The organism is Sphingomonas sp. CL5.1, assembly GCF_013344685.1.
Classification (GTDB): Bacteria; Pseudomonadota; Alphaproteobacteria; order Sphingomonadales; family Sphingomonadaceae; genus Sphingomonas.
The window spans coordinates 729132-754890 of sequence record NZ_CP050137.1 but is presented as its reverse complement, the minus strand read 5'-3'; the positions used below and the strand labels follow the sequence as shown (position 1 = coordinate 754890).

Annotated in this window: 25 protein-coding genes; 18 read left to right on the top strand and 7 right to left on the bottom strand. The window is 69.5% G+C overall.

Annotated elements, in window-relative coordinates; all coding sequences use genetic code 11:
* Positions 1 to 5 precede the first annotated feature (5 nt).
* The 6 genes from F9288_RS03770 to F9288_RS03745 all read left to right on the top strand — a co-directional run bounded on the left by F9288_RS03770 (position 6) and on the right by F9288_RS03745 (position 4726).
* Positions 6 to 932 (top strand): cytochrome c oxidase subunit 3, encoded by a 927-nt coding sequence (locus tag F9288_RS03770; protein WP_174835338.1) that lies wholly within the window; start codon positions 6 to 8, stop codon positions 930 to 932.
* Between the two features lie 73 nt (positions 933 to 1005).
* Positions 1006 to 1371, top strand: coding sequence for a DUF983 domain-containing protein (locus F9288_RS03765; protein ID WP_174838834.1), 366 nt, complete (start codon positions 1006 to 1008; stop codon positions 1369 to 1371).
* Positions 1368 to 1985, top strand: a complete 618-nt coding sequence (locus tag F9288_RS03760) for an SURF1 family cytochrome oxidase biogenesis protein (RefSeq protein ID WP_174835337.1) — start codon at positions 1368 to 1370, stop codon at positions 1983 to 1985. The genes F9288_RS03765 and F9288_RS03760 overlap by 4 nt, the downstream gene beginning before the upstream one ends.
* Before the next feature lie 11 nt (positions 1986 to 1996).
* Complete coding sequence (thrC, locus tag F9288_RS03755; RefSeq protein ID WP_174835335.1) at positions 1997 to 3391, top strand: threonine synthase; 1395 nt, start codon at positions 1997 to 1999, stop codon at positions 3389 to 3391.
* A gap of 4 nt (positions 3392 to 3395) precedes the next feature.
* Complete coding sequence (locus tag F9288_RS03750; RefSeq protein WP_174835334.1) at positions 3396 to 4265, top strand: class I SAM-dependent methyltransferase; 870 nt, start codon at positions 3396 to 3398, stop codon at positions 4263 to 4265.
* A complete protein-coding gene (locus F9288_RS03745; RefSeq protein WP_174835332.1) occupies positions 4265 to 4726 on the top strand; it encodes an RES family NAD+ phosphorylase in 462 nt (153 codons plus the stop codon). Before F9288_RS03750 ends, F9288_RS03745 begins: the two co-directional genes overlap by 1 nt.
* Here F9288_RS03745 and F9288_RS03740 read toward each other — a convergent pair.
* Positions 4720 to 5067 (bottom strand): hypothetical protein, encoded by a 348-nt coding sequence (locus tag F9288_RS03740; protein WP_174835330.1) that lies wholly within the window; start codon positions 5065 to 5067, stop codon positions 4720 to 4722. The genes F9288_RS03745 and F9288_RS03740 overlap by 7 nt on opposite strands.
* A 178-nt stretch (positions 5068 to 5245) precedes the next feature.
* On the opposite strand from F9288_RS03740, the gene F9288_RS03735 reads away from it, so the two are divergent.
* The 3 genes from F9288_RS03735 to F9288_RS03725 all read left to right on the top strand — a co-directional run bounded on the left by F9288_RS03735 (position 5246) and on the right by F9288_RS03725 (position 8025).
* Positions 5246 to 6259, top strand: a complete 1014-nt coding sequence (locus F9288_RS03735) for an NADP-dependent oxidoreductase (protein WP_174835329.1) — start codon at positions 5246 to 5248, stop codon at positions 6257 to 6259.
* A gap of 60 nt (positions 6260 to 6319) precedes the next feature.
* A complete protein-coding gene (locus F9288_RS03730; protein ID WP_174835328.1) occupies positions 6320 to 6697 on the top strand; it encodes a cytochrome c family protein in 378 nt (125 codons plus the stop codon).
* Positions 6698 to 6786: 89 nt separating this feature from the next.
* Positions 6787 to 8025: a CaiB/BaiF CoA-transferase family protein gene (locus tag F9288_RS03725; protein ID WP_174835327.1), complete on the top strand. Its 1239-nt coding sequence runs from the start codon at positions 6787 to 6789 to the stop codon at positions 8023 to 8025.
* Here the strand turns inward: F9288_RS03725 and cofC are convergent.
* The 5 genes from cofC to cofH are packed head-to-tail and all read right to left on the bottom strand — an operon-like array spanning position 8012 to position 13334.
* Positions 8012 to 8608: a 2-phospho-L-lactate guanylyltransferase gene (gene cofC, locus F9288_RS03720; protein ID WP_174835326.1), complete on the bottom strand. Its 597-nt coding sequence runs from the start codon at positions 8606 to 8608 to the stop codon at positions 8012 to 8014. The two genes, F9288_RS03725 and cofC, sit on opposite strands and share 14 nt — an antisense overlap.
* A complete protein-coding gene (gene cofD / locus F9288_RS03715) occupies positions 8605 to 9546 on the bottom strand; it encodes a 2-phospho-L-lactate transferase (RefSeq protein ID WP_174835325.1) in 942 nt (313 codons plus the stop codon). Before cofD ends, cofC begins: the two co-directional genes overlap by 4 nt.
* Positions 9543 to 10310 (bottom strand): coenzyme F420-0:L-glutamate ligase, encoded by a 768-nt coding sequence (cofE, locus tag F9288_RS03710; protein ID WP_174835324.1) that lies wholly within the window; start codon positions 10308 to 10310, stop codon positions 9543 to 9545. The genes cofD and cofE overlap by 4 nt, the downstream gene beginning before the upstream one ends.
* Positions 10307 to 10984: an NADPH-dependent F420 reductase gene (gene npdG, locus F9288_RS03705; RefSeq protein WP_174835323.1), complete on the bottom strand. Its 678-nt coding sequence runs from the start codon at positions 10982 to 10984 to the stop codon at positions 10307 to 10309. Before npdG ends, cofE begins: the two co-directional genes overlap by 4 nt.
* Positions 10977 to 13334, bottom strand: a complete 2358-nt coding sequence (gene cofH, locus F9288_RS03700) for a 5-amino-6-(D-ribitylamino)uracil--L-tyrosine 4-hydroxyphenyl transferase CofH (protein ID WP_254621066.1) — start codon at positions 13332 to 13334, stop codon at positions 10977 to 10979. The genes npdG and cofH overlap by 8 nt, the downstream gene beginning before the upstream one ends.
* 159 nt (positions 13335 to 13493) lie before the next feature.
* On the opposite strand from cofH, the gene F9288_RS03695 reads away from it, so the two are divergent.
* Genes F9288_RS03695 through F9288_RS03675 form a run of 5 tightly spaced genes read left to right on the top strand, consistent with a single transcriptional unit; the run spans position 13494 to position 20154 of the window.
* Positions 13494 to 14561, top strand: a complete 1068-nt coding sequence (locus F9288_RS03695) for a phosphotransferase family protein (protein ID WP_174835321.1) — start codon at positions 13494 to 13496, stop codon at positions 14559 to 14561.
* Positions 14558 to 15298 carry an SDR family NAD(P)-dependent oxidoreductase gene (locus tag F9288_RS03690; protein ID WP_174835320.1) on the top strand — a complete coding sequence of 247 codons (741 nt, stop codon included), beginning with the start codon at positions 14558 to 14560 and terminating at the stop codon, positions 15296 to 15298. The genes F9288_RS03695 and F9288_RS03690 overlap by 4 nt, the downstream gene beginning before the upstream one ends.
* 19 nt (positions 15299 to 15317) lie before the next feature.
* Positions 15318 to 16541 carry an acyl-CoA dehydrogenase family protein gene (locus F9288_RS03685; protein WP_174835319.1) on the top strand — a complete coding sequence of 408 codons (1224 nt, stop codon included), beginning with the start codon at positions 15318 to 15320 and terminating at the stop codon, positions 16539 to 16541.
* On the top strand, positions 16541 to 18076 hold the full coding sequence (locus F9288_RS03680; RefSeq protein ID WP_174835318.1) for an AMP-binding protein: 1536 nt from the start codon (positions 16541 to 16543) through the stop codon (positions 18074 to 18076). Before F9288_RS03685 ends, F9288_RS03680 begins: the two co-directional genes overlap by 1 nt.
* Before the next feature lie 11 nt (positions 18077 to 18087).
* Positions 18088 to 20154 carry a PQQ-dependent dehydrogenase, methanol/ethanol family gene (locus F9288_RS03675; protein WP_174835317.1) on the top strand — a complete coding sequence of 689 codons (2067 nt, stop codon included), beginning with the start codon at positions 18088 to 18090 and terminating at the stop codon, positions 20152 to 20154.
* Between the two features lie 12 nt (positions 20155 to 20166).
* Here F9288_RS03675 and F9288_RS03670 read toward each other — a convergent pair whose 3' ends face one another.
* The gene (locus F9288_RS03670; protein ID WP_174835316.1) at positions 20167 to 20799 is read right to left on the bottom strand and encodes a nuclear transport factor 2 family protein; all 633 of its coding nucleotides are present in this window, start codon (positions 20797 to 20799) and stop codon (positions 20167 to 20169) included.
* Between the two features lie 162 nt (positions 20800 to 20961).
* Here F9288_RS03670 and F9288_RS03665 point away from each other — a divergent pair, with 162 nt between their 5' ends.
* The 4 genes from F9288_RS03665 to F9288_RS03650 are packed head-to-tail and all read left to right on the top strand — an operon-like array spanning position 20962 to position 25756.
* Positions 20962 to 23010 (top strand): PQQ-dependent dehydrogenase, methanol/ethanol family, encoded by a 2049-nt coding sequence (locus F9288_RS03665; protein ID WP_174835315.1) that lies wholly within the window; start codon positions 20962 to 20964, stop codon positions 23008 to 23010.
* Position 23011: 1 nt separating this feature from the next.
* Positions 23012 to 23803, top strand: coding sequence for an enoyl-CoA hydratase/isomerase family protein (locus F9288_RS03660; RefSeq protein WP_174835314.1), 792 nt, complete (start codon positions 23012 to 23014; stop codon positions 23801 to 23803).
* A 4-nt stretch (positions 23804 to 23807) separates the two neighbouring features.
* The gene (locus F9288_RS03655) at positions 23808 to 24455 is read left to right on the top strand and encodes a flavin reductase family protein (RefSeq protein ID WP_174835313.1); all 648 of its coding nucleotides are present in this window, start codon (positions 23808 to 23810) and stop codon (positions 24453 to 24455) included.
* Positions 24452 to 25756 carry an MFS transporter gene (locus tag F9288_RS03650; RefSeq protein ID WP_254621065.1) on the top strand — a complete coding sequence of 435 codons (1305 nt, stop codon included), beginning with the start codon at positions 24452 to 24454 and terminating at the stop codon, positions 25754 to 25756. The genes F9288_RS03655 and F9288_RS03650 overlap by 4 nt, the downstream gene beginning before the upstream one ends.
* Positions 25757 to 25759: the final 3 nt, after the last annotated feature.

Sequence of the window (25759 nt, the reverse complement as noted above, 5' to 3'; positions counted from 1 at the left end):
AACGAATGGCCGGCGCCAAGAACCACGATTACCATATCCTGCCACCCGATCCGTGGCCGCTGATCGGATCGTTCTCCGCGCTCGCGATGGCGGCCGGCGGCATCATGTGGATGCACGGTGGCCATGTCGGCAAGCCCAATGGTGGCGGCTTCCTGTTCTTCGCCGGCCTGCTGGCGGTGCTGTTCACCATGTTCTGCTGGTGGCGCAACGTCATCAAGGAAGCGCATCACGGCGATCACACGCCGGTGGTTCAGCTTCATTTCCGCTACGGCATGATCCTGTTCATCGCCTCCGAGGTGATGTTCTTCGTCGGCTGGTTCTGGGCCTATTTCGATTTCGCGCTGTTCCCGGCGGCGATCAGCTTCGTCAACGGGCAGGTCGAGCATGCGGCGGAGGGCGCCACGGCGATCGCCGCGCAATGGCCGCCCAAGGGCCTCGAGGTAATCGACGCCTTCGAATTCCCGCTGCTCAACACGCTGATCCTGCTGACCAGCGGCACCACCGTCACCTGGGCGCACCATGCGCTGATCCACAACCAGCGCGGCGGCGAGAAGGTCGGGCTGTGGGGCCTGCTCGGCGTCGGCAATCGCGACAGCGTGCTGAAGGGCCTGTGGCTGACGATCGTGCTCGGCCTGATCTTCACCTCGATCCAGGCCTATGAGTATATCCACGCGCCGTTCCCGTTCAAAGGGCTGAACTATGGCGCGGCCTTCTTCATGGCGACGGGCTTCCACGGCTTCCACGTCATCATCGGCACGATCTTCCTGACCGTCTGCCTGATCCGCGCCTATCGCGGCGACTTCACGCCGCGCCAGCATTTCGGCTTCGAGGCGGCGGCGTGGTACTGGCATTTCGTCGACGTGGTGTGGCTGTTCCTGTTCGTCGCCATCTACGTCTGGGGCGGCTGGGGCGCGCCGGTCCACGGTGGCTGATCCCGAAGGAATTTCGGACCGGGGGGAAGCTCCCGCTGGCCCCGAAATCCCGGTCGGCAAGGAAACGGGCGCGGTGGGCGACGGCTCGCCGCGCCCGCTCGATTGTGGCCTCAAGGGCTTGTGCCCGCGCTGCGGCGCGAAGACCCTGTTCGTCGGCTGGATCAAGTTCGCCGACCGCTGCCGCCTGTGCGGCCTCGATTACGCCGCGTTCAACGTCGGCGACGGGCCGGCGGCATTCCTCACCCTGATCCTCGGCACGATCGTCGTGGTCGGCGCGGTGGCGCTGGAGCTGTCGGCCAGCCCGCCCTTCTGGGTGCATCTGCTGATCTGGCCGCCGGTGACGCTGGCCGGCGTCGTGCTCAGCCTCAGGGTGGCGAAGGGTTGGCTGATCGCGCTGGAATATCGCAACGCCGCGCGTGAGGGGCGGCTGAAGCAATGAGGCGCTGGCCGCTCGTCCCGACGATCCTCGTCGCGCTGGCGGTGGCGGCGATGATCGCTCTCGGCCTGTGGCAGCTCCTGATCCGCCTGCCGGAGAAGGAGGCGCAGCTTGCCCAGCTCGCCGCCAACCCGGCCCGGCCCGCGATCGCCTTCCCGCGCTTCCCCGACGATGCGCTGCTGTTCCGCCGGGCGAGCGGCTTCTGCCTGTCGGTCGCCTCGATCGATCGCGCCGGGGCGGGCAATGCCGGCTATCGCCTGATCGCCAATTGCCGCACCGGGGCGGAGGGGCCGGGCATGAAGGTGCAGCTCGGCACCACGCGCGATCCCGATGCGCAGGTGCGGTGGAGCGGCGGCAAGGTGTCCGGCTGGATCAGCCACGCGCCGGATGCGCGGCCGCTGATCGCCGGGCTGTTCAACCATGTGCCGCGCGAGCTGCTGCTGGTGGCGGACACGCCCGCGCCCGGCCTTGCCGCGAACACGCGGCCCGACATCTCGATCGTGCGGAACAACCACTTCGCTTATGCGATGCAATGGTTCTTCTTCGCCGCCGTCGCGAGCGTGATCTACGTCCTCGCGGTGCGGCGGAGGATTGCCCGCGACGGCGACGGGCGTTAGGCGCGCCATCCATGCGCTACATCTCCACTCGCGGCGCCGCGCCCGCGCTCGATTTTCGCGACGTCACGCTCGCCGGGCTGGCCTCGGACGGCGGCCTCTATATCCCCGAGCGCTGGCCGGCGCTGACGCGGGACGAGATCGCCGCGCTCGCCGGCCTCAGCTATGTCGATACGGCGGTGGCGGTGATGGCGCCGTTCGTCGGCGACAGCCTGACGCGCGAGGAGCTGAAGGCGCTGTGCGCCGCCGCTTATGGCCGGTTCGACCATGCCGCCGTCACCCCGCTCGTCCAGCTCGATCATGACCAATGGCTGCTCGAACTGTTCCACGGCCCGACGCTGGCGTTCAAGGACGTGGCGTTGCAACTGCTCGGCCTGCTGTTCGAGAAGTTCCTGTCCGGCTCGGACCGGCACCTGACGATCGTCGGCGCGACTTCGGGCGACACCGGCTCGGCGGCGATCGACGCGGTGGCGGGGCGCGCGGGCGTCGATATCTTCATGCTCCACCCCGAAGGGCGGGTCAGCGACGTGCAGCGCCGCCAGATGACCACGGTCGGCGCGCCCAACGTCCACAATATCGCGATCCGCGGCGACTTCGACCAGGCGCAGGCGCTGGTGAAGGCGATGTTCAACGATCCCGCCTTCTCCGGGCGGTTCGACCTGTCGGCTGTCAATTCGATCAACTGGGCGCGGCTGATGGCGCAGGTGGTCTATTATTTCCACGCCGCCGTCCGGCTCGGCGCGCCGCAGCGCGCGGTGGCGTTCAGCGTGCCGACCGGCAATTTCGGCGACGTCTTCGCCGGCTATGTCGCGGCGCGGATGGGGCTGCCGGTGGCGAGGCTGGTGGTCGCGACCAACGTCAACGATATCCTCGCGCGCGCGCTGGCGAGCGGCGATTATTCGTGCCGCGAGGTGGTGCCGACGCCGACGCCGTCGATGGATATCCAGGTCTCGTCCAATTTCGAGCGGCTGCTGTTCGATCTCGGCGGGCGGGACGGCGGCGCGCTGGCCGAGCAGATGCGCGGCTTCGAGGCGACGCGCGCGATGCGGCTCACCAATGCGCAGCGCGAGGGCGCGGCGGCGCTGTTCGCCAGCGAGCGCGTCGATGTGGACGACATGGCGTTGGCGATGCGCTGGGTGAGCGAGCATGCCGGGCAGGTGATCGACCCGCACAGCGCGATCGGCTTCGCGGCGGCGCGGCGACAGGCCGGCGACGTGCCGATGGTCACGCTGGCGACCGCCCATCCGGCCAAGTTCCGCGACGCGGTGGAGCGCGCGACCGGCATCCGCCCGTCGCTCCCGGCGCGCGTCGGCGACCTGTTCGAGCGCGAGGAGCGGTACGTCACGCTCGACGCGACCTTCGACGCGGTGAGCGGCTATATCGCCGGGCGGGCGATCCCGCGCGGGTGAGGGCGTGAAACTCGACACCCTCGTCGGCGAGCCGTGGGCCGATTACGGCCTGATCGATTCGGGGAACGGGCGGAAGCTGGAACGCTACGGCCGCTTCCGCTTCATCCGCCCGGAGCCGCAGGCGCTGTGGGCGCCCGCGCAGGCGGACTGGCGCGCGCACGGCGAGTTCGTCCCCGGCAGCGACGAGGACGGCGGCGGGCAATGGCATTTCGCCGAGCCGGTGCCGCGCGAGGGCTGGCCGCTGGCGTGGCGCGAGGTGCGCTTCACCGCGCAGACCACGCCGTTCCGGCACCTCGGCTTCTTCCCCGACATGGCCCCGGTATGGTCGTGGATGCGCGAGCGGCTGGCGGGGCGCGACGATCCCGAATGCCTCAACCTGTTCGGCTATACCGGTGTCGGCACGCTGGCGCTTTCCGCGATCGGCGCGCGGATGGTGCATGTCGACGCCTCGAAGAAATCGGTCGAGGCGGCGCGCGGCAATGCCGCCTTATCCGGCCTCGCCGACGCGCCGGTGCGCTGGATTGTCGATGACGCGGCGAAGTTCGTGAGCCGCGAGGTGCGGCGCGGGCGGCGCTATGACGGCATATTGCTCGATCCGCCGAAATACGGGCGCGGCCCGACCGGCGAGGTGTGGCGGCTGGAGGAGGACCTGCCCGGCCTGATCGCCGATTGCCGGCGGCTGCTCGACGCCGAATCGCGCTATCTGTTCCTGACGGTCTATGCCGTGCGCATGTCCGCGCTGGCGATCGGCGAGATGCTGCGGCAGGCATTCGCGGACCTGCCGGGAACGGTCGAGGCGGGCGAGCTTGGCGTGCGCGAGGAAGCGCGCGGGCTGGCGCTGCCCACCGCGATCTGGGCGCGCTGGTCGCGGTGATGGCGCTGCCGCTCCGTCCGGTGAGCGGCATCTTCTTTCGCGCGGTGGACCCGCTTCATGCGGCCGGTGCGCTGTCCGGCTCGCGCGGCGACGGCCGTTATTCGCGGCGCGGTCAGCCGACGCTCTATCTCAGCGCCTCGCGCGCGGGCGTGGAGGCCGCGCTGATCGCCCATCGTGCGGCGGACGAGCAAGAGCGGATCGTCCTGCAATTCGCGGTCGCGGCGGATCGCATCGCCGACTTGCGCGACGCCGATACGCTCGCGCGGGTCCGCGAGGAAGCGGGCGATCCCTTCGCCGACTGGCGGGGAATCGCCGCGCCGCCCTCATGGCGCGTGCGCGACTGGATCGAGGCGCGGGGCGCGGACGGGCTGATCGACCCGTCGCGCAAGGCGCCCGGCCTGTGGCATCTCGTGCTGTTCCGCTGGAATATCCCCGGCGCGCCGACCGTGCGCGCTCAATAATCGCAGGCGGAATAGTCGCCCGTGCGGCACGCGGCGACGGCGCGGCGCCACTCCGCCATGTCGTGCTCGTATCGCGCGCGGTTGCGGGCGTAGCGCGCCATCTCGTCGTCGTGCGCGCGCATGGCCGCCGCATAATCGCCGCCACCCGCCAGCACCGTGCGGCGTTGCCCGGTCGCGCGCGCGGCGACGCCGGCCTTGAGGTTGAGCTGGCGGGTCATCTCGCTATCGTGCGCCCGCGCGGCGGCATCGCGCATCGCCGCGTCGCGCGGATCGTCGGCATGGGCGATGGCGGGCAGCATCGTCGCGACGATCGCGATGCCGACGAACGATCCGGTCCCCATATGCGGCTTTCCCTCCAAGGCGCGGACGCTGCGTACCAGTGCGCGGGCGGGTTCCGCAAACCGATTGCGACGAAGCGCGGCCGTCAGGCTCAAAATTGCGTTGATGTGCAGAAATAATCTGGCGGAGACGGTGCGATCGGGATAACCGGGATCAACGGCAATTCCGGAGAGGCTCCTCATGAGATCGCGCGAAATCCATCTTGTCCGTCGGCCCGCCGGCACTCCGGTCGCCGGGGATTTCGCCACGGTGGAGCGCGAGGTCGCGGCGCCGGGCGCGGGCGAGGTGCTGGTCCGCAACCGCTGGATGGCGGTCGATCCGGCGATGCGCGGGCGGATGGACGACGCCAGGAGCTATGTCCCGCCCTTCGCGCTCGACGCGCCGATGGAGGGGCCGGCGATCGGCGAGGTGGTCGCCTCGAACGACCCAGGCTTCGCGCCGGGGGATATAGTCTTTTCCCGCCTCGGCTGGCGCGAGGCGTTCGTCGCGCCGGGCGAGGCGTTGCAGAAGCGCGATTGCGCGGTGCTGCCGCCGCAGGCCTATCTCGGCTTCGCCGGGATGACCGGCCTCACCGCCTATGCCGGCCTGTTCCGTGTCGGGCAGCTCAAGCCGGGCGACGTGGTGTTCGTCTCCGCCGCGTCGGGCGGCGTGGGGTCGCTGGTCTGCCAGATGGCGAAGCTCAAGGGGCATAAGGTGATCGGCTCGGCCGGCGGCGCGGCCAAGGCGGCGTTCCTGCGCGACCGGCTCAAGCTCGACGGCGTGATCGACTATAAGGCCGAGCCGAACCTCACCAAGGCGCTGGCGCGTGAGGCGAAGGCGATCGGCGCGGAGGGGATCGACCTCTATTTCGACAATGTCGGCGGCGATCATCTCCATGCCGCGATCGCGGTGGCGAAGCCGTTCGCGCGGATGGCGATCTGCGGCATGATCTCGCAATATAACGCCGCCGGACAGGTGACGCCGCCGCGCAACCTGACGCTCATCATGGGCAAGCGGCTGCGCCTCGAAGGGTTCATCGCGCTCGACCATTTCGATATCGAGCAGCATTTCCTCGCCGACGTTTCGGCATGGCATCGCGCCGGGCTGCTCGATCCGGTGGAGACGGTGTTCGACGGGATCGACCGGGCGCTCGATGCCTTCAACGCGCTGTTCGACGGCAGCAGCATGGGGCGCACCCTGGTCAGGCTCGGATAGCCGTTCATTGCGTGTCCAGCGATTGTGCGCCAGAGGCGCGAAAAGCGTCAGGAGGATGGGATGAGGATCGTCGTTGCTTCGCTGGGAACCCTTGGCCTGCTGGCCCTTGCCGGCGTGGCGAGCGCCGGGCCGCCCGCCGGGGACGCGGCGCACGGCCGCGCGGTGTTCGCGCGCTGCGCCGCTTGCCATGACGCGACGACCGGCGCCAATCGCGTCGGCCCGTCGCTGAAGGGCGTGGTCGGCCGCCGCGCCGCCAGCGTGCCCGGCTTCGCCTATTCCGCCGCGCTCAAGGGGAAGAACGTGACGTGGACGCCGGCGGCGCTGGACGCCTTCATCAGCTCGCCGACGCGCTATGCGCCAGGGACGCGCATGGCGATCGCCGTCGCCGACCCGAAAGACCGCGCCGACCTGATCGCCTATCTCACGACGTTGCGGTGAAAATTGCGCTATAGTGCAATAATTGGCTTGAGCCGGGTGCCATTGTCTTTTAGCAACCGCGCGAGCGATTAGCAGGGGGTGGAAGCGGCGTGACGGACGGACGGCCCGGACGGGCGCTTGAGGGGATCAAGGTCCTCGATCTGTCGCGCGTGCTCGCCGGGCCGTGGTCGACGCAGATCCTCGCCGATCTCGGCGCCGACGTGCTCAAGGTCGAGCTGCCCGGCAAGGGCGACGACACACGCGGCTGGGGGCCGCCGTTCCTGACGCTGCCGGACGGCGGCGACGATCCGCAGGAAAGCGCCTATTACCTGTGCTGCAACCGCAACAAGCGCTCGGCCGCGATCGACCTCGCCAACCCGGAGGGCGCCGCGCTGATCCGCCGGCTCGCCGCCGAGGCCGATATCCTGGTCGAGAATTTCAAGGTCGGCGGCCTCGTCAAATACGGGCTGGACTATGCCGGCATCAGCGCGATCAACCCGCGGATCGTTTATTGCTCCATCACCGGCTTCGGCCAGAACGGCCCTTATGCCGACCGGCCGGGCTATGACTTCGTCGCGCAGGGGATGGGCGCGTTCATGTCGATCACCGGCGAGGAGCATGGCGGGCCGCTGCGCGCGGGTGTCGCGATGGCCGATCTTTCCACCGGCATGTATGCGACCGTCTCGATCCTGGCCGCGCTGCGCCATGCCGAGCGCACCGGGGAGGGGCAGCAGATCGACGTGTCGCTGCTCGACACGCAGATCGCGATGCTCGCCAACCAGGGGTCGAACTGGCTGGTCGGCGGGGTCAATCCCGGCCGGCTCGGCAACCGCCACCCGACCGTCGTGCCGTACAAGACCTTCGAGGTGGCGGATGGCACGATCATCATCGCGATCGGCAATGACGGGCAGTTCCGTGCCTTCTGTCACGAGATGGGCCGGCCGGAACTGGCCGCGGACCCGCGATTCGTCACCGGCCGTCAGCGGCTGATAAACCGCGAGGAGATCGAGGCGATCGTGCAGGACATCGTCCGCGACCTGCCGGGCGGGCCGCTGATCGAGCGATTGGTCGCGGCCAATGTGCCGGCCGGGCCGGTCAATACGATCAAGGATATCTACGCCGATCCCTTCATCGAGGCGCGCGGCGTGGTGCATCGCTTCGCCCGCGAGGACGGGGTGGAGATTCCGACCGTCGCCTTCCCCGGCAAATTTTCCGCCACGCCGGCCGACTATCGCCATCGCCCGCCGCGAGTCGGCGAGCATAGCCGCGAACTGCTGGGCGACTGGTTGGGCATGTCGGACGCCGAGTTCGCCGGGCTGGAGGAAAAGGGCGCCGTCAGGCAGCGTTGAGCGACGGCCGGCCGAGCAATGCGAGGTCATGCGGCTCGTCGAGATCGGCCGACAGCCCTTCGCGACGCACCACCGCGAAGCGCAGGCCATTCGCCGTCGCCCGCGCGTGATGCAGCGCGAGGCTGTCCGCTCCGAAAGCATAATCGATCAGGGCTGGCCGCCGCAGCAGCAGCGCGTTGGTCCCGATCCCTGCGCGATCGGTCGCGGCGACGACGTCGGCCGTATCGAGCGTCTCCGCCATCGCCGCGAGGTCGGGCGGCGCGAGCAAGGGAAGGTCGGCGCTGAGCGCGAGCAGCGGCAGCGCGGGATCGACCAGCGCGCTCGCCTGCCGCAGCGCGGCGTTCAGCCCGCTGCCGGCCTCGCGGATCGCCTGCACCCCGCCGGCGGTCGCGAGATCGAGCAGCAGCGGGCTGCGGCTGACGACATGGCATTGCGCGGGAAGCACGGCCTGCGTCGCGACGCGCAGGACATGGCGGAACATCCGCTCGATCAGCGCCGCGCGCGCTCTTTCGTCCAGCGCCGGGGCGAGGCGGCTCTTGCCTTCGCCCGGGGGCCGGACGGGGATGACGATCGAGAAGCTCATGCCGGCTTTCGCAATGTCGCTGCCAGCGCGAGCGCGACGCGCGCCAGCCGCCGCTGGCCGATGTCGTCGCGCATCAGCGTGTCGGCCGCGATCAGCCGGATGCCGTCGATCATGGTTCCCGCGCCGGGATCGTCATAGTCGCACAATATCGCATCGACGATGCCGGCATAAGGCTTTGCCAGCGCCGCCGCGCCCGGCACGATCCCCAGTTCGCGCATGATCTTCGCGGCCGGCCCCTTCACCGCCTCGCCGCCGATGAACGGGGAGACGGCGACGCACGGCGCGCGCCGTCGCCGCAGCGCCTCCGCGACGCCGGGCACCGCGAGCAGCGGGCCGATGCTCAGCACCGGATTGGACGGGCAGATCACGATCGCTTCCAGCGCCGGGTCTTCCAGCGCCGCGAGCAGCGCCGGCGCGGGCCGCGCGGCCTCCGCTCCCTCATAGCGGATGGCGCGGAACACCGGCTCGCAGCGGCGGCGGACGAAATAGTCCTGGAACGGCAGCGCGCCCTCGTCCGTCTCGACGATCGAGCGCACCGGATCGTCGCTCACCGGCACGATCGTCTGGACGATGCCGCAGGCGCGGGCGATGTCCTGCGTGATCGCGGTGAGCGTGTCGCCCCGGCGCAGCCGGTCGGTGCGCAGCACATGCTTGGCGAGATCGCGGTCGCCAAGCGCGAACCAGTCCGGCCCGCCGAGCTTGCGCAGCGTATCCATGAACGCCCAGCTCTCGTCCTTCACCCCCCAGCCGCGCTCGCGATCGTTGAGGCCGGCGAGCGTATAGGTCACCGTGTCGATATCGGGGCAGATGGTGAGGCCGAGATGCTCGAAATCGTCGCCGACATTGACCGCGACCAGCAACTCGCCCGGCTGGAGCACGCCCGCGAGGCCGTTGGCGAGCCGCGCCCCGCCGACCCCGCCGGCCAGCGCGACGATCATGGGAACAGGTCCATCCCGCGCGGACGGACGATCGCGCGCGCGCTGCTGCCGTCCGCCGCATAGGAAAGGCCGCGCAGGATCACGATCGGCGTGCCCTCGTCGGCCTGCCCCATCGCCAGCGAGGCGGCGGCGGCGATCTCGTCGGCGAGGCCCAGCTCGCTCGATTCGAGCTTGCGCCCGGTGAGGTCGGGCCGCCCGCGCAGGTCGAGCACCGCCGGCAGCCCGGCGACGCCGATCGCGGTGCCGGTCGTGCCCATCCGCCATGCGCGGCCGAGACTGTCGATCACCAGCACCGCGACGGTGCGGCCGGTCGCCTCACGTAGCGCGTCACGCAGCCGCGCGGCGCTGGCGTCCGGGTCGATCGGCAGCAGCAGCGCCTGCGGTCCTTCGCCGGGCAGCACGTTCGACTGGTCGATCCCGGCATTGGCGAGCACCAGCCCGAGCCGGTGGCGCACGATCAGCAAATTGGGACGCTCGCGCACCACCTCGTCGCTCTCGGAGAGGATCAGTTCCACCAGCCGCGCGTCCTTGCCGGTGCGCGCCGCCATTTCGAGCGCGGCGGGCGAGGGGGCGACGCTGTCGAGCGCGACCTGTCGCCCTTCCGCCTTGGAGACGATCTTCTGCGCGAGGACCACGACGTCGCTGTCCTCCAGCGCCATGCCGCTCGCCTGCGTGGCCTGCATGACCACCCGGCACAGATCGTCACCCGGCCGCACCACGGGCACGCCGGCCAGCGCCGTCACCGAATAGCCGCGCCCGCTCACGCCGCCCGCGGCACGCCGGTGATGCGGATGCCCGAGCCGGGCACCTTGTAGCGGCGGTTGAGCGCGATCAGCACGCTGGTCAGCGCCTCCGCCACCACCGAGTTGCACAAGGGGCCGGCGTTCCACGCGGTGAGGCGGATCTCCCGCGCCAGCGCGACCACTTCCTCTGCCGCCTCGGGATCGTCGGCGCAGACCAGCACGTCGCACTCCACGTCCTCGTCCAGCTTCGTCAGATGGTGCGCGGAGATGTTCTGGAAGGCGGAGACGACACGCACGCCCTCGCCGAGCAGCTTCTGCACCGCCTCCACCGCGCTGCCGCCGTCGGGGAGCTGTACGCGGCTCACCTTCGGCGGGACGAGCGGGACGGTGACGTCGATCAGGATCTTGCCCCGAAGCGCGTCGGCGACTTCCACGACGGTCGATCGCTGCGCCGCGAACGGCACCGCGAGTACGACGATATCGGCGGCGCGCGCGGCGTCGGGGTTGGCCATGCCGCGCACGTCCGCGCCGCCGCCCAGCGTCTCGCGCATCCCGGCGGCGGCTTCCTCCGCACGCTCGGCGGTGCGACTGCCGACGATCACCGGATGGCCGAGATGCGCCCAGCGCAGCGCCAGCCCGCCGCCTTCCTTGCCGGTGCCGCCGAGCACGGCGATGGTCTTCTTCACGTCAGGCATCTTCGGCCGCCCTCTCCTTGCGTTTCCTGGGTGGGGTGAGCACGACCGGCGTGAGCGGCGCGGCGGCGCGCCCCATTGCCCGGATCGCCGGCGCGACTTTCCCGTAAAGCGTGGTGCGCTGGCGCGGCGTGCGGCCGATCGAGCGGATCAGCGCCTCCATCTCCTGCGGCGGCAGCTCCTGCCCGTGCGCCGCGCCGGCCGCGCGGGAGATACTCTCGTCCATCAGCGTGCCGCCGAGATCGTTGGCGCCGCCGTTCAGGCACGCCTTCACCCCTGCGGCGCCTAGCTTGACCCAACTCACCTGGATCGAGGTGAGATGCGGGTGCAGCGCCAGCCGCGCCACCGCGTGCATCAGCCGCACCTCGCGGAAGGTCGGGCCGCGCCGGCTTTCGCCCTTGAGGCCCATCGGCGCCTCCATCGGCACGAACGGCAGCGGCACGAACTCGGTGAATCCGCCGGTGCGCCGTTGCAGATCGCGGGTCGCGATCAGGTGGCGCGCCCAATGCTGCGGGCCATCGACATGGCCGAACATGATCGTGGCGGTGGTGCGCAGCCCGACGCGGTGCGCCGCCTCGATCGTCTCCAGCCATTGCGCGGTGTCGAGCTTGTCGGGGCAGATCACCGTGCGCACCTCGTCGTCGAGAATCTCGGCGGCGGTGCCGGGCAGCGAGCCGAGGCCCGCCGCCTTCAGCCGCGCGAGATAAGCGTCGAGCGGCAGGCCCAGCGACTCCGCGCCGTGCCGCACCTCCAGCGGGGAGAAGGCGTGGATGTGGAGATCGGGCTGCGCCGCCTTCACCGCGCCGAGCAGCCCGAGATACGTCTCGCCGGTATAGGAGGGATGGATGCCGCCCTGCATGCACACCTCGGTGCCGCCGCGCGCCACCGCCTCGTCGGCGCGGCGGGCGACTTCGGCGAGGTCAAGGTCATAGGGCGCGCCGCGCAGGCTCTCCGCCCCGCGCCCCTTGGAGAAGGCGCAGAAGCTGCATTTATAGGCGCAGATGTTGGTATAGTTGATGTTGCGGTTGACGACGAACGTCACCTCGTCGCCGTTGACCGCGCGGCGCAGCGCGTCGGCGCTGCGGCAGATGTGCTCCACGTCCGCGCCGCGCGCCGCGAACAGCGCCTCGATCTCTTCGCCCGCGATCTCCTGCCCGGCGGTTGCGCGGGCGACGATCCGTTCGATGCGCGGCGAGACATTGCCCTTGGCGGGCGCGGGCTGCGGCGGGAGCGGCTGGCCCGGCGACCAGCGATCGGCGCGCGCCATCCCGTGCGCATCGGCTTGCGCGAGCAATGCGCGGCGTGGACCATCCTCCTGCCACGGCGCGGCGAGGAAGGCGGGATAGGCGGGCAGGCGCGCGACCAGCCGGCGGCCGGCGGCCTCGGTCGCGGCGCGCAACTTGTCCACCGCCGGCCACGGCCGCTCGGGATTGACGTGGTCGGGCGTCACCGGGGAGATGCCGCCCCAGTCGTTGATCCCCGCTTCCATGAGGCGCGGGAAGGCGGCGTCGGCAAGGTTCGGCGGTGCCTGGAGCGAGATGCCGCGCGGCAGGATCAGCCGCGCGGCGGCGATCGACCACAATAATTCGTCGAGCGTCGGCTCGTCGGCGTCGGCCATCGGCGTGCGCGGCTTGGCGCGGAAGTTCTGGACGATCACTTCCTGGATATGCCCGTGGCGCGCGTGGAGATCGCGGATCGCGAGCAAGGCCTCGATCCGCTCGGCGCGCGTTTCGCCGATGCCGATCAGGATGCCGCTGGTGAAGGGAATGTCCAGCTCGCCGGCCAGCGCCGTCGCCGTGAGCCGTGCGGCGGGCACCTTGTCGGGCGAGCGGTAATGCGGGCCGCCCTTCGCGCCGAGCCGGTCGGCGATCGTTTCGAGCATCAGCCCCTGCGAGCCGGACACCGTCTTGAGCCGCGCCATCTCTCCGCGCGTCATCACCCCAGCGTTGACGTGCGGGATGAGGCCGGTCTCGGTGAGGACGAGGCGGCACATCGCCTCCAGATAGTCGATCGTGGTGGCATGGCCCATTGCCGCCAGCTCGCGCCGCGCGGCGGCGAAGCGCAGCTCCGGCTTGTCGCCGAGCGTGAACAGCGCCTCGGTGCAGCCCGCCGCCGCGCCCTCGCGCGCCACCGCCAGCACCTCCTCCGGCGTCATATAGGCGCGCTGACCGGCACGGGGGCGCGAGAAGGTGCAATAATGGCAAAGGTCGCGGCAAAGCTGGGTGAGCGGGATGAACACCTTGGGCGACCAGCTCTGCACGATGCCGAACGCCTCGTCGCGAATCGCGGCGGCGCGCGCCAGCAGCGCCTCGGCCGGCAGCGTCGAAAGGGCGTGCGCTTCGTCTGCCGTCATCACCGGAAAAGCCGCTCCCATCAGATTGCCGAACGGGGTTTCTAGTGCCCCGCCATGCCCTTGTCCGCCACATTTTCCGACATTGCGTGGCGGGCTAAAAATTGCATTGCAATGCAGAAACGTCAAGGGCATTATCCAAGCGATTTAATCAGGTGTGACATGGGCGAGGAACGCGAAGCCGCCGGGGTCGACAAGGCCGCGCTGACGGCATGGATGGATGGAGAGGGGCTTTCGGCCGGCCCGATCGAGCGGCTGGAGCTTCTCTCCGGCGGCAGCCAGAACGTGCTGGCGCGATTCGAGCGCGGCGGCCGCGCCTTCGTGCTGCGCCGCCCGCCGCTCCACCTGCGCGCCAACAGCAACGAGACGATGCGGCGCGAGGCGCGCGTGCTGGGCGCGCTGGCCGGCAGCGACGTGCCGCATCCCGCGCTGATCGCCGCCTGCGGCGACGAACATGTGCTGGGCGCGGCTTTCTATCTCATGGAGCCGGTCGACGGGTTCAATCCGGTCAACGGCCTGCCCGAAAGCCACCACGGCGCGGCGGCCCAGCGCCGCATGGGCTTCGCGTTGGTCGAGGGGCTGGCGGCGCTCCACGCGGTCGATCATGTCGCTGCCGGGCTTGGCGATTTCGGCAAGGTGGAGGGCTTCCTCGAGCGGCAGGTCGCGCGCTGGCAGGCGCAGCTCGACAGCTATGGCGAACTGGCCGGCTGGCCGGGGCGCGACGAGCTGGGCGACGTCGCCGGCGTCGCCCGCTGGCTGGAGGCCAACCGCCCCGCCAGCTTCACCGCCGGCATCCTCCACGGCGACTATCATCTCGCCAACGTCATGTACCGCCATGACGCGCCGGAGCTTGCCGCGATCATCGACTGGGAGCTGGCGACGATCGGCGACCCGCTGATCGATCTCGGCTGGATGCTGTCGACCTGGCCGGAGGAAGCGGACGGCGGGATGCTCGACATCGCGCCGTGGAACGGCTTCCCGACCGGCGCGGAGCTGGTCGCGCATTATGCCGCGCGCTCGCGCCGCTCGCTGGCGCGGATGGACTGGTACGCCGTGTTCGCCTGCTACAAGTTCGCGATCCTGCTGGAAGGGACCTATGCGCGCGCCTGCGCCGGCAAGGCGGCGCGCGACGTGGGCGATCGGCTCCATGCGCGCAGCCGCTGGCTGCTGGCGCGCGCCGGGCGCTGGATAAACGAGGGCGCTTTCCGCGTCGAAAGGGAGCAGGCATGACGGGCGAACTCGATTTCAGCGGCAAGCGCGTGCTGGTGGTCGGCGGATCGAGCGGGATCGGCAACGGCATCGCGCAGGCGTTCCGCGCGAAGGGCGCGCGGGTCCATGTCTGGGGTACGCGCGCCGGCCCGGACGATTATGACGCGGCCGAAGGATCGGACCTCGCTGGCCTCGGCTATACGCAGGTCGACGTTGCCGACCCCGCCGCGATCGCCGCCGCGCCCGATCCCTTCCCGGACGGGCTGGACGTGCTGGTCCATTCGCAGGGCATGGTGCTCTACAAGAGGCAGGAGTTCGAGCGCGCCGGCTTCGACAAGGTGATGGCGGTGAACGTCGCCAGCGTGATGCAGATTTCGCAGCGTTTCCACGACGCGCTGGCCGAGGCGAAGGGCAGCGTGATCGTCATCAGCTCGATCGGCGCGTTCAAGGCGACGTTCGGCAACCCCGCTTATGCCGCGTCCAAGGCGGCCGCGGTGCAGCTCGTCCGCACGCTGGCGTTGGCCTGGGCGGGGGCCGGCATCCGGGTCAACGGCATCGCGCCTAGCCTGGTCGATACCAAGATGACCAAGGTGACGATGGACAATGCGGAGCGCCGCGCCGGCGCGCTCTCCCGCATCCCGCTCGGCCGTTTCGGCACGGTGGAGGACATGGCCAATGTCGCGCTGTTCCTCGCCTCGCCGCTGGCCGGCTTCATGTGCGGCCAGACGCTCGTCGTCGATGGCGGCGTCACGCTTTAGGATTGCGAGAGGACAGGCGATGGACTTCCAATATAGCCCCAAGGTGCAGGCCCTGCGCGAGCGGGTCGATGCCTTCATGCGGGACAACGTCTATCCGATCGAGGCGGAGCGCGACCATTTCCTCCACGATCCCGCGACCCTGTGGCAGCCGTGGCCGGGAACGGAGGCGCTGAAGGCGAAGGCGAAGGCGGAAGGGCTGTGGAACCTGTTCCTGCCGCACGAATATGGCGAGTTCTCGCCCGGCCTCACCAACCTCGAATACGCCCCGCTGGCCGAGCTGATGGGGCGCGTGCTGGGCGCGTCGGAATATTTCAACTGCGCCGCGCCCGACACCGGCAACATGGAGATACTCGCCAAATACGGCACGCCCGAGCAGCGGGAGAAATGGCTCAAGCCGCTGCTCGCCGGCGAGATCCGCTCCGCTTATGTGATGACCGAGCCGGACGTCGCCTCGTCCGACGCGACCAATATCGAGGCGACGATCGTTCCCGACGGCGACGATTACGTCGTCAACGGCCGCAAATGGTGGATTTCCAGCGCGATGGACCCACGCTGCAAGGTCTATATCCTGCTCGGCAAGACGCCCAATGCCGACAAGCCGCGCCACCAGCAGCATTCGCAGATCATCATCCCGGCCGACACGCCCGGCATCGAGGTGATCCGCCCGCTGCACGTGCTGGAAGCGCTGCATTCGCCGGGCGGCCATTGCGAGATCCAGTTCACGAACGTCCGCGTGCCGAAGGAGAACCTGCTGCTCGGCGAGGGGCGCGGGTTCGAGATCGCGCAGGGCCGGCTCGGGCCGGGGCGCATCCACCATTGCATGCGCCTGATCGGCATGGCGCAGCGCGCGCTGGAGCTGATGTGCAGGCGCGCCGACGAGCGCGTCGCGTTCGGGCGCAAGCTCGCCGACCAGTCCTCCGTGCGGCAGGATATCGCGCTGTCGTTCTGCGAGATCGAGCAGGCGCGGCTGCTGACGCTGAAGGCGGCCGATGCGATGGACCGGGTCGGCAACAAGGCGGCGAAGGATCTGATCGCCGCGATCAAGATTGTCGCCCCGCGCATGGCGCAGACGGTCGCCGACCGGGCGATGCAGGTCCACGGCGCGATCGGCTTCAGCCGCGATTACCCGCTCGCCACGATCTTCGGCACCGCGCGCTACCTGCGCATGGCCGACGGGCCGGACGAGGTGCACATGTCGCAGCTCGGCAAGCTCAAGGTCGCCGAATATGCAGGAGCGCGCTGATGTCGCAGACGTTGCTCTCCGTCGCCCCGGATCAGCGCGACGCGCTCGCGCTGGTCGACGAGCGGGTGGAATATAGCTGGCACCGGCTCGACCCGATCCTCAACCGCGCCGCCAACGCGCTGTCGCGCGCGGTCGACGCCACGCGCCGCGCGGCGGTGTTCGCGCCCAACAGCGCGGAGACGGTGATCGCCTATGTCGCGGGGCTGGAGGCGGGCGTCTCGACCGTGCCGGTGAGCTATCACCTCACCGCCGGCGAGCTTGAATATATCCTGCGCGATTCGGGCGCCTCGGTGCTGTTCGTCGGGCCGGAGACGGCGGCGACCGGCCTCGAGGCGGCCCGCGCGGTGGGCCTCGACACGGTGATCGGCTGGCGTTGCGAACCACGCGACGGGCTGACCGCATGGGAGGACTGGCTCGCCGCCGCTTCCGATGCGGAGCCGGATGCGTCGGTGAAGCCGCTGCCGCACCTCCATTACACCTCCGGCACCACCGGCACGCCCAAGGCGACGCAGACGCCGCCGCAATATTTCCCCGAGGCGGCGACGGTGGCCGGGTTCGCCGCGATCGTCCGCCCGCGCCGCACGCCCTCGCCGGGGATCGCGGTGGGGCCGCTCTACCACACCGGGCCGCTCGGCATGGCGCGCAACGTCTTCGCCGGATCGGCGCTGGTGGTGATGGGCCATTTCGACGCGGAACGGGCGCTGGCGCTGATCGAGCGGCACAAGGTCGCCGGATCGGTGATGGTGCCGACGCATTTCCAGCGCCTGCTCGCGCTGCCCGACGCGGTGAAGGCGAAGTACGATGTCTCCTCGATGCAGCGGCTCGCGCATACCGGCGCGGCCTGCCCGCGCGACGTGAAGAAGGCGATGATCGACTGGTTCGGGCCGGTGCTGGTCGAGGCCTATGGCGGCACCGAGGCCGGATCGACCACCTTCATCACCTCGCCCGAATGGCTGGAGCGGCCCGGCTCGGTCGGCAGGGCGCTGCCGCCCTATGCCACCGTCATCCTCGGCGAGGACGGGAAGGAACTTGGCCCCAATCAGGAGGGGCAGGTCTATTTCCGCGACAGCACCGGGCGGGGGATCGTCTATGAGGGCGATCCGGAAAAGACCGCCGCCGCACATATCGCGCCGGGCGTCTTCACCCTGGGCGAGGTCGGCTATGTCGATGAGGCGGGCTATCTCTTCATCACCGATCGCGTCTCCGACATGATCGTCTCGGGCGGGGTGAACATCTATCCGGCCGAGGCGGAACAGGTGCTGATCCGTCACCCGGAGGTGGCGGACGTCGCCGTGCTCGCCGCGCCGAACAGCGAGATGGGCGAAGAGGTGAAGGCGCTGGTCATCGCGCGCGATCCGGCCAGCCCGCCGGACGCGGCGGAGCTGGACCGTTTCTGCCGCGAGGCGCTCGCCGGGTTCAAATGCCCGCGCAGCTACGATTTCGTCGACGACATCGGCCGCAACGCGATGGGCAAGATCAACAAGAAGCAGCTCCGCCAGCGCTACTGGCCGGGCGACCGGACGATCGGCGGCTGAGGAGGCGGGTGATGCGGCGTCTTGCACTGGCTTCGGCCCTCGCGCTCGCGCTGGCCGGATGCGGCCACGGCCCGAAGGGGCCGAATGGCGACGACTGGCCGGATTACGACGGGCCGGGCACGACGCATTACAGCCCGCTCGACGAGATCAACGCCGGCAATGTCGGGCGGCTCGGCCTCGCGTGGCATTATGATATCGACATTGGCGGATCGAGCCTCACCGCGCCGGTCGCGGTCGATGGCGTGCTGTATTTCGCCGCCGGGGCGAGCTTCGTCCACGCGCTTGACGCGGCGACGGGCAAGCTTCTGTGGACCTATGATTCCCACGCCCGCGAGCAGGCGGGGGACAAGTTGCGCGGCGCATGGGGCAGCCGGGGCATCGCTTACGCCAATGGCCGCATCTTCACCGGCACGATGGACGGCCGGCTGATCGCGCTCGACGCAAAGACCGGCAAGCTCGACTGGGAGGTGCAGACCACCGAGGGGCCGAACGACGGGCGCTACATCTCCGGCGCGCCGTGGGTCTACAAGGACAAGGTGGTCGTCGGCCACGGCGGCGCGGATTACGCGCCGGTGCGCGGCTATGTCACCGCCTACGAACAGGCGAGCGGCAAGCAGGCGTGGCGCTTCTACACCGTGCCGGGCGACCCGAAGCAGGACTTCGAGAACAAGGCCATGGCGATGGCCGCGAAGACCTGGACCGGCGAATGGTGGAAATATGGCGGCGGGGCCACGGTGTGGAACGCCATGGCCTATGACCCCGAATTGAACCGGCTCTATATCGGCACCGGCAACGGCACGCCGTGGAACCGGAAGATCCGCTCGCCGGGCGGCGGCGACAATCTGTTCGTCTGCTCGATCGTCGCGCTGGACGCCGACACCGGCGACTATATCTGGCACTACCAGACCAATCCCGGCGAGACCTGGGACTTCAATTCCGACATGGATATCGAGCTGGCCGACCTGAAGATCGGCGGCGAGACGCGTCCGGTGATCCTCCACGCGCCGAAGAACGGCTTCTTCTACGTGATCGACCGGCGCGACGGGAAGCTGATCTCGGCGAAGAACTACGTGCCGGTGAACTGGGCGAAGGGCATCGATCCCAAGACCGGCCGCCCGATCGAGAATCCCGCCGCGCGCTTCCCCGGCGGAAAGGCGGCGATCGTCTATCCCTCGCCGTTCGGGGCGCACAATATCGAGGCGATGAGCTTCAACCCGGCGACCGGGCTCGCCTATATCCCGGCGATGGATCAGGGGCGGGTCTATGTCGATCCGCCGGGCAGGCTCGCCGACTGGAAGTTCCTTTCCGGCCAGCGGATCAGCAACGGCATTGGCGTGGCCCCGCCCGATCTCAAGCCGCGCACGCCGACCTCGTTCCTGCTCGCGTGGGACCCGGTTAAGCAGCGCGAGGCGTGGCGCATCCCGTTGCAGGGCGTGCGCGGCGGCGGCGGCACCGCGACCACCGCCGGCAACCTGCTGATCGAGGGGCGCGGCAGCGGGCAGTTCACCATCCTCGCGGCCGACACCGGGCGGCAGCTCTGGTCGTTCGACGCGCAGACCGCGGTGATGGCGCAGCCGATCACCTATCGCGCGCGCGGCAAGCAATATATCGCCGTCATCGCCGGATCGCGCTTCCCCACCGCGCAGGGCTACGGCCCGGAATGGGACTATCGCGAGCGTGGCTGGCGCGTGCTCGCCTTCGCGCTGGACGGCAAGGACAGATTGCCCGCGCCGCCGCCGGTGGACCGTTCCTTCCCCGACGACCACGCCTTCCCGTTTGACGCCGCGCTGGCGAAGGAGGGGGCGGAGCCTTATGCCGAGCGTTGCGCGACCTGCCATGGCGCGAATGCGCTGTCCGGCGGCGCGGCACCGGACCTGCGCCGCTCGCCGGTGCCGCTCGACTTCGCGGGCTTCGAGCAGGTGGTGCGCGGCGGAATCCTGGTGTCGCGCGGGATGCCGAAGTTCGGCGAGCTTTCCGACCGCGAGTTGCGCGCGATCATGAACTATCTCCGCCAGCGCGCGCGGGAGACGCAGGCCGCGCCGGTGCACAAGCCCCCGGCCGACGACCGGGGGCAGTGAGCGGCGACGTCGCTACGACGCATCGAACTGCGTGAGCATCCGATACCATTCGTCGTCATGGTTGCGCTCGGTATGCGTGCCCGCCGGCCACGCGGCGAACGGCGTGTTCGCGGGGATCGGATCGGCGGTATAGTCGGACAGGCCGCGCCGGCGGATGATCTTCCACACGCCGCCGCGCCGTTCGAGGAAATCGAGGTAGCGCCCCTCGAAGAAGGCGTCCTCCTCGCCCGTCCCGTCCTTGGTCTCGCGGCGGTGGTGCGCGAAATAATAGCATTCGCTGAACGCGCGGTCGCCCTTCACCTGGATCGAGACGTTCGAGATGTGGTGCGCGCAATATTTGAGCTTCGTCAGGATCTTCATCGCGAAGCCGACGAAATCCTGCGAACGCCCGTCGAAGCCGCCGTGCTTGTGGGTGGATTCCGGCCAGAAGCAGTCGCGGATCATCGCTTCGTCGGCATGATCGTTGCCGCGCGCATATTGCATCAGCACCTCCTCGATCTGCGCCCGCGACAGCAGCATGTCGAGCTGCGCGGCGGAGCTGGGGGCCGCCTTCCCCGGCGCGGCGCGCGCGGCGCCGCTTGCCGCCGCGAAACCCCCCGCCGCCATGGTGCCGGCCAGCGCCGTCCTGCGATCGATTCGGCTCATCCCCTATGTCCTTTCCGCACGGCGGCGGTTGTGTCCGACCCGCCCCGAAACCGCGCGTCCGCATAGCATGGGGCCGTGTTGACTTCACGCGAAAATTGCACCATCGTGCATTTATGCGGAGCGCGAACACGCGCCCGGCAATCATAGTTCGGGAAGGTGCAGATGGGCAGTTTTCTTGGGCGCGCCACGCTTCTGGCGGGCGCCGCCGCGTTGCTGGCGGCCGTGGCGGCACAGAGCGGGGCGGCCCCTGGCGGCGGCCCGGTCGAGGGGCGCGACTGGTTCAGCTTCGGCGGCGACGACAGCGAGCAGCATTACAGCCCATTGACCCAGATCACCGATGCCAACGTCGGCCGGCTCGGCCTCGCCTGGTATTACGACATCGACACGTTCGACGCCTATACCGCGCCGCTGGCGGTGAACGGCGTGCTCTATTTCGCCGCCGGCAACAGCGTGATCCATGCGCTCGACGCGAAGACCGGCAAGCTGCTATGGCAATATGATCCGAAGGTGGCGGAATCGCCGGGCGCGCAGACCCGGATGCGCGCCGGCTGGGGCATTCGCGGCATCGCCTATCGTGATGGCAAGGTGTTCACCGGGACGCGCGACGGCCGTTTGATCGCGGTCGATGCGAGGGACGGCAAGCTGCTGTGGAGCGTCGAGACGCTCGACGAGGCGCCCGGCGGCTATATCACCGGCCCGCCCTTCGTCGCCGGCGACAAGGTGGTGATCGGCTTCGGCGGCGCGGATTACTCGCCGGTGCGCGGCTATGTCACCGCCTACGATCTCAATACCGGCAAGAAGGCGTGGCGCTGGTATGTCGTCCCCGGCAACCCGGCGGTCGATCATGACGAGACGACGCAGAAGGCGGCCTCCACCTGGACCGGCGAATGGTGGAAGTTCGGCGGCGGCGGCGCGGTCTATCAGGCGATGGCCTATGACGCGAAATACGACCGCATCTATATCGGCACCGGCAACGGCTTCCCGTGGAACGAGAAGATCCGCTCGCCCGGCGGCGGCGACAATCTCTATCTCGCCTCGGTCGTCGCGCTCGATGCGAAGACCGGGAAGCACGCCTGGCATTACCAGACCAACCCCGGCGACACGTGGGACTTCAACAACGCGATGGACATCGAGCTGACCGATCTGGTCGTCGATGGCCGCAAGCGCCCGGTGATCCTCCACGCGCCGAAGAACGGCTTCTATTATGTGATCGATCGCGAGACCGGGAAGCTGCTCTCCGCCGAGAAGTTCGCGCATGTCAACTGGGCCGACAGGATCGACATGGCGACCGGCCGCCCGGTCGAGAATCCCGAGGCGCGCTATCCGAACGGCAAGCCGTTCGTCCTCTATCCCTTCCCGAACGGCGCGCATGGCGTGCAGGCGATGGCGCACGATCCGAAAACCGGCCTCACCTATATCCCGGTGATGGAGGGCGGGCGCGTCCATATCGATCCCGATCTCAAGACGTGGAAGGTCCACAACGGGATGTTCGTCAACACCGGGCTGGGCGCGCCACCGCCGGACATTACGGTGCCGCCGTCCAGGAGCTTCCTCGTTGCGTGGGACGCGGCGAAGCAGCGCAAGGCATGGTCGATCCCGCAGCCGGGCACGTTCAACGGCGGGGTGCTGGCGACCGGCGGCAATGTGATCTTCCAGGGCGTCAACACCGGCGACCTCATCGCCTATCGCGCCAGCGACGGGACGAAGCTGTGGAGCTTCTTCGCGCAGAACGGCATCCTTTCCGCGCCGATCAGCTATCTGGTGGACGGCGTGCAATATGTCACCGTGCTCGCCAGCTTCCGCTCCAGCTTCGCCAACAAGCCCAACTGGGATTACCGCCAGCAGCATCGCCGCGTGCTGACCTTCCGCATCGGTGGCACCGCCAGCCTGCCGAAGTTCGAGCCGGTGACGGAGGAGATCGCCGACGATCCCGCCTTCGTGGTCGATCCGAAGAAGGCGGCGATCGGCGCGGCGATCTACAACACGAGCTGCGTGATCTGCCACGGCGGCGGGATGATCGCCGGCGGCGCCGCGCCGGACCTGCGCAAGTCGGCGGTGCCGCTCGACAAGGACGCCTTCTACAGCATCGTCCATGAGGGCGCACTGATGGATCGCGGGATGGGCCGCTTCGCCAACCTGAGCGACGAGGAGCTGGAGGGATTGCGCCACTATATCCGCCAGCGCGCGCGCGAAACCGCGCCGAAGAAATAACATGGCGGAGGAACGGACCGACGACCTGCTGGTCGAGCGTGGCGATGACGGGGTGATCCTCGTCACGCTCAATCGGCCGCGCGCGAAGAACACCGTCTCGTTCGCGATGTGGGAGGCCTTCGCCGGCCTGTTGACGGAGATCGAGGCGGGCACGCCGCCGCGCGCGCTGGTGATCTGCGGCGCGGAAGGCTGGTTCAGCAACGGCGGCGACATGAAGAACCCGCCGGCGCGCGGCGAGGGGGCGATGAACCTCGCTGCCCGGCTGGAGCTTGGCCAGCGGGCGATCCGCCGGCTCTCCGCGCTGCCGGTGCCGACGATCGCGGCGGTGGAGGGCGGCGCATGGGGCGTCGCCTGGGGCATCGCGCTCGCCTGCGACGTGCTGATCGCCGGGGCCTCGGCCTCGTTCGGCGCGCCGTTCGTGCGCTACGGGCTGGTGCCGGACGGCGGCGTCTCCTGGTATCTGACGCGCGCGGCGGGACGGCGGATCGCGTCCGAGATCGTCTATTCGGGACGGGCCGTGCCGGTCGAGGAAGCCACGCGGCTCGGCCTCGTCAGCCGCATCGTGCCGGACGGTGCGGTGGTGGCGGAGGCGCTGGCCTTCGCGCGCGGCGTCGGCGACGGCAACCGCCATGCGACCGAGCTGAGCAAGCGGCTGATCCACGCCTCCGAAACCGCCAGCCTGGAGAATGCGCACGCGCTGGAGCTGGCCTATTGCCACCAGCTCCAGTCCGGCGAGGAGGCGATCCGCGCCCGCGAGGGCTTTGCCGCTCGATCGGCCGCGAGGAAGGGCTGACCCCATGCGCTACGACCTGCGCGAGCTGCCGCTGGCGGCGCGCTACAAGATACTCAACTCCACCGTCACGCCGCGGCCGATCGCCTGGGTGACGACCATGTCGAAGGGCGGCGTGGTCAATGCCGCGCCGTACAGCTTCTTCAACGTCTGCGGGGTGGAGCCGCCGCTGGTCGTGCTCGGCCTGCTCAAGGACCTGCGCACCCGCCAGCTCAAGGACACCGCGACCAACATCATCGATACGGGGGAGTTCGTCGTGAACCTCGTCTGCGAGGGCGATGCGGAAAAGATGAACCTCTCCAGCGTCGACGCTCCGCGCGAGGTGAGCGAGATCGACTATGCCGGGATCGAGACAATGCCGTCGGAGGCGGTGCGGCCGCCGCGCGTCGCGACCAGCCCGGTCAGCTTCGAATGCCGCAAGGTCGCCGCGCTGGACATCGGCACACACCAGACAGTGATGATCGGCGAGATCCTCGTCGCGCATATCGCCGATGCGTTCATCAGCGATCCCGGGAAGCTCTATCTCGACACCCCCGCGATGGGGCTGATCGGGCGGACCCACGGCGCGGGCTGGTATGTCCGCACCACCGACCAGTTCAAGCTCGACCGGCCGGTGTTCGACCCGGCCCGCGTGAAGAAGGACGACGAGGCATGACCGGCCTGCGCTATCCCCCCGCGCGGATCGCGTGGCTGACCGTGGCGATCCTGTTCGTCCTCTATATCCGCTCGCTGGCGGATCGCTATCTGATGGCGCTGATGGTCGAGCCGATCAAGGCGGACCTCGGCCTGTCGGACCTTCAGGTCAGCCTGTTGCAGGGGCCGGCCTTCGCCGTGCTCTACAGCATCTGCGCGATCCCCGTCGGGCTGCTGCTCGATCGCTCCAGCCGGCGCTGGGTGCTGTTCGGCTGCGTCGTGCTGTGGAGCTCGGGCGCGGCCTTTTGCGGGCTGGCCGGCACGTTCGCCGCGCTGGCGCTGGGCCGCTCGCTGGTCGGCGCGGGCGAGGCGGGCTACACCACCGGCGCCTATTCGATCATCGGCGACAGCTTCCCGCCGGAGCGGCTGTCGCTCGCCATGTCGATCTTCGTGATGGGCGGGGTGATGGGCGCGGGCATCGTCTTCCTGCTCGGCGGCCCGCTGGTCGGCGCGGTGCTGAAGGGTGCGACCGCCGGCTGGCCGCTGATCGGCCATTTCGCCCCGTGGCAGCAGGCGTTCCTGATCACCGGCATCCCCGGCGTCGCCACCGCGCTGCTGATCCTGCTGTTCCCGGAACCGCCGCGCCAGCGCGCGGCCGGCGTGCCGGCGGGCGGCGGCTATGGCGAGGCGCTGCGCTTCATCCTCGCCAACCGCCGCGCCTTCGCCGCGATCATCCTGGGGATCGGCCTCGTCTATACGGTGACGATCGCGCTGCAATTGTGGACGCCGACCTATCTCATCCGCGTCCACGGCTGGACGCCGACGCAGATCGGCCTGACGATGGGCATCGCGCAGATCGTCCCGGCGGCGAGCCTGCCGCTGCACGGCTGGGCGGTGGACCGCATGTTCTCGCGCGGCCGGCGCGACGCGCATATCCTGTGGTGCCTGATGACCCTGCTGGTCGCGGCGCCGCTGGCGATCTGCGCCTTCCTCGTCGGCAATCCGGTGCTGACCGTCGCGCTGTTCGGCGGATATATGCTATTCATCCTCTCCACCGCCTCCATGGGCCCCGCCGCGACGCAGGTGGTGACGCCCCCCGAGCTGCGCGGTCGCGTCTCCGCCATCTTCGTGCTGGTCACGGGGCTGATCGGCATGGCGCTGGGCACGTTTCTCGTCGGCTTCTTCACCGACAAGGTGCTGGGCGATCCGCTGAAGATCGGCACCTCGCTGATCCTGCTGGTAGCGATCGTGCTTTCCATCTCCGCCATTCTCTTCGCGCAGGGCCGCGCGCAACTGCGCCGCCTCGCCGCCGTCAGGGACTGATCC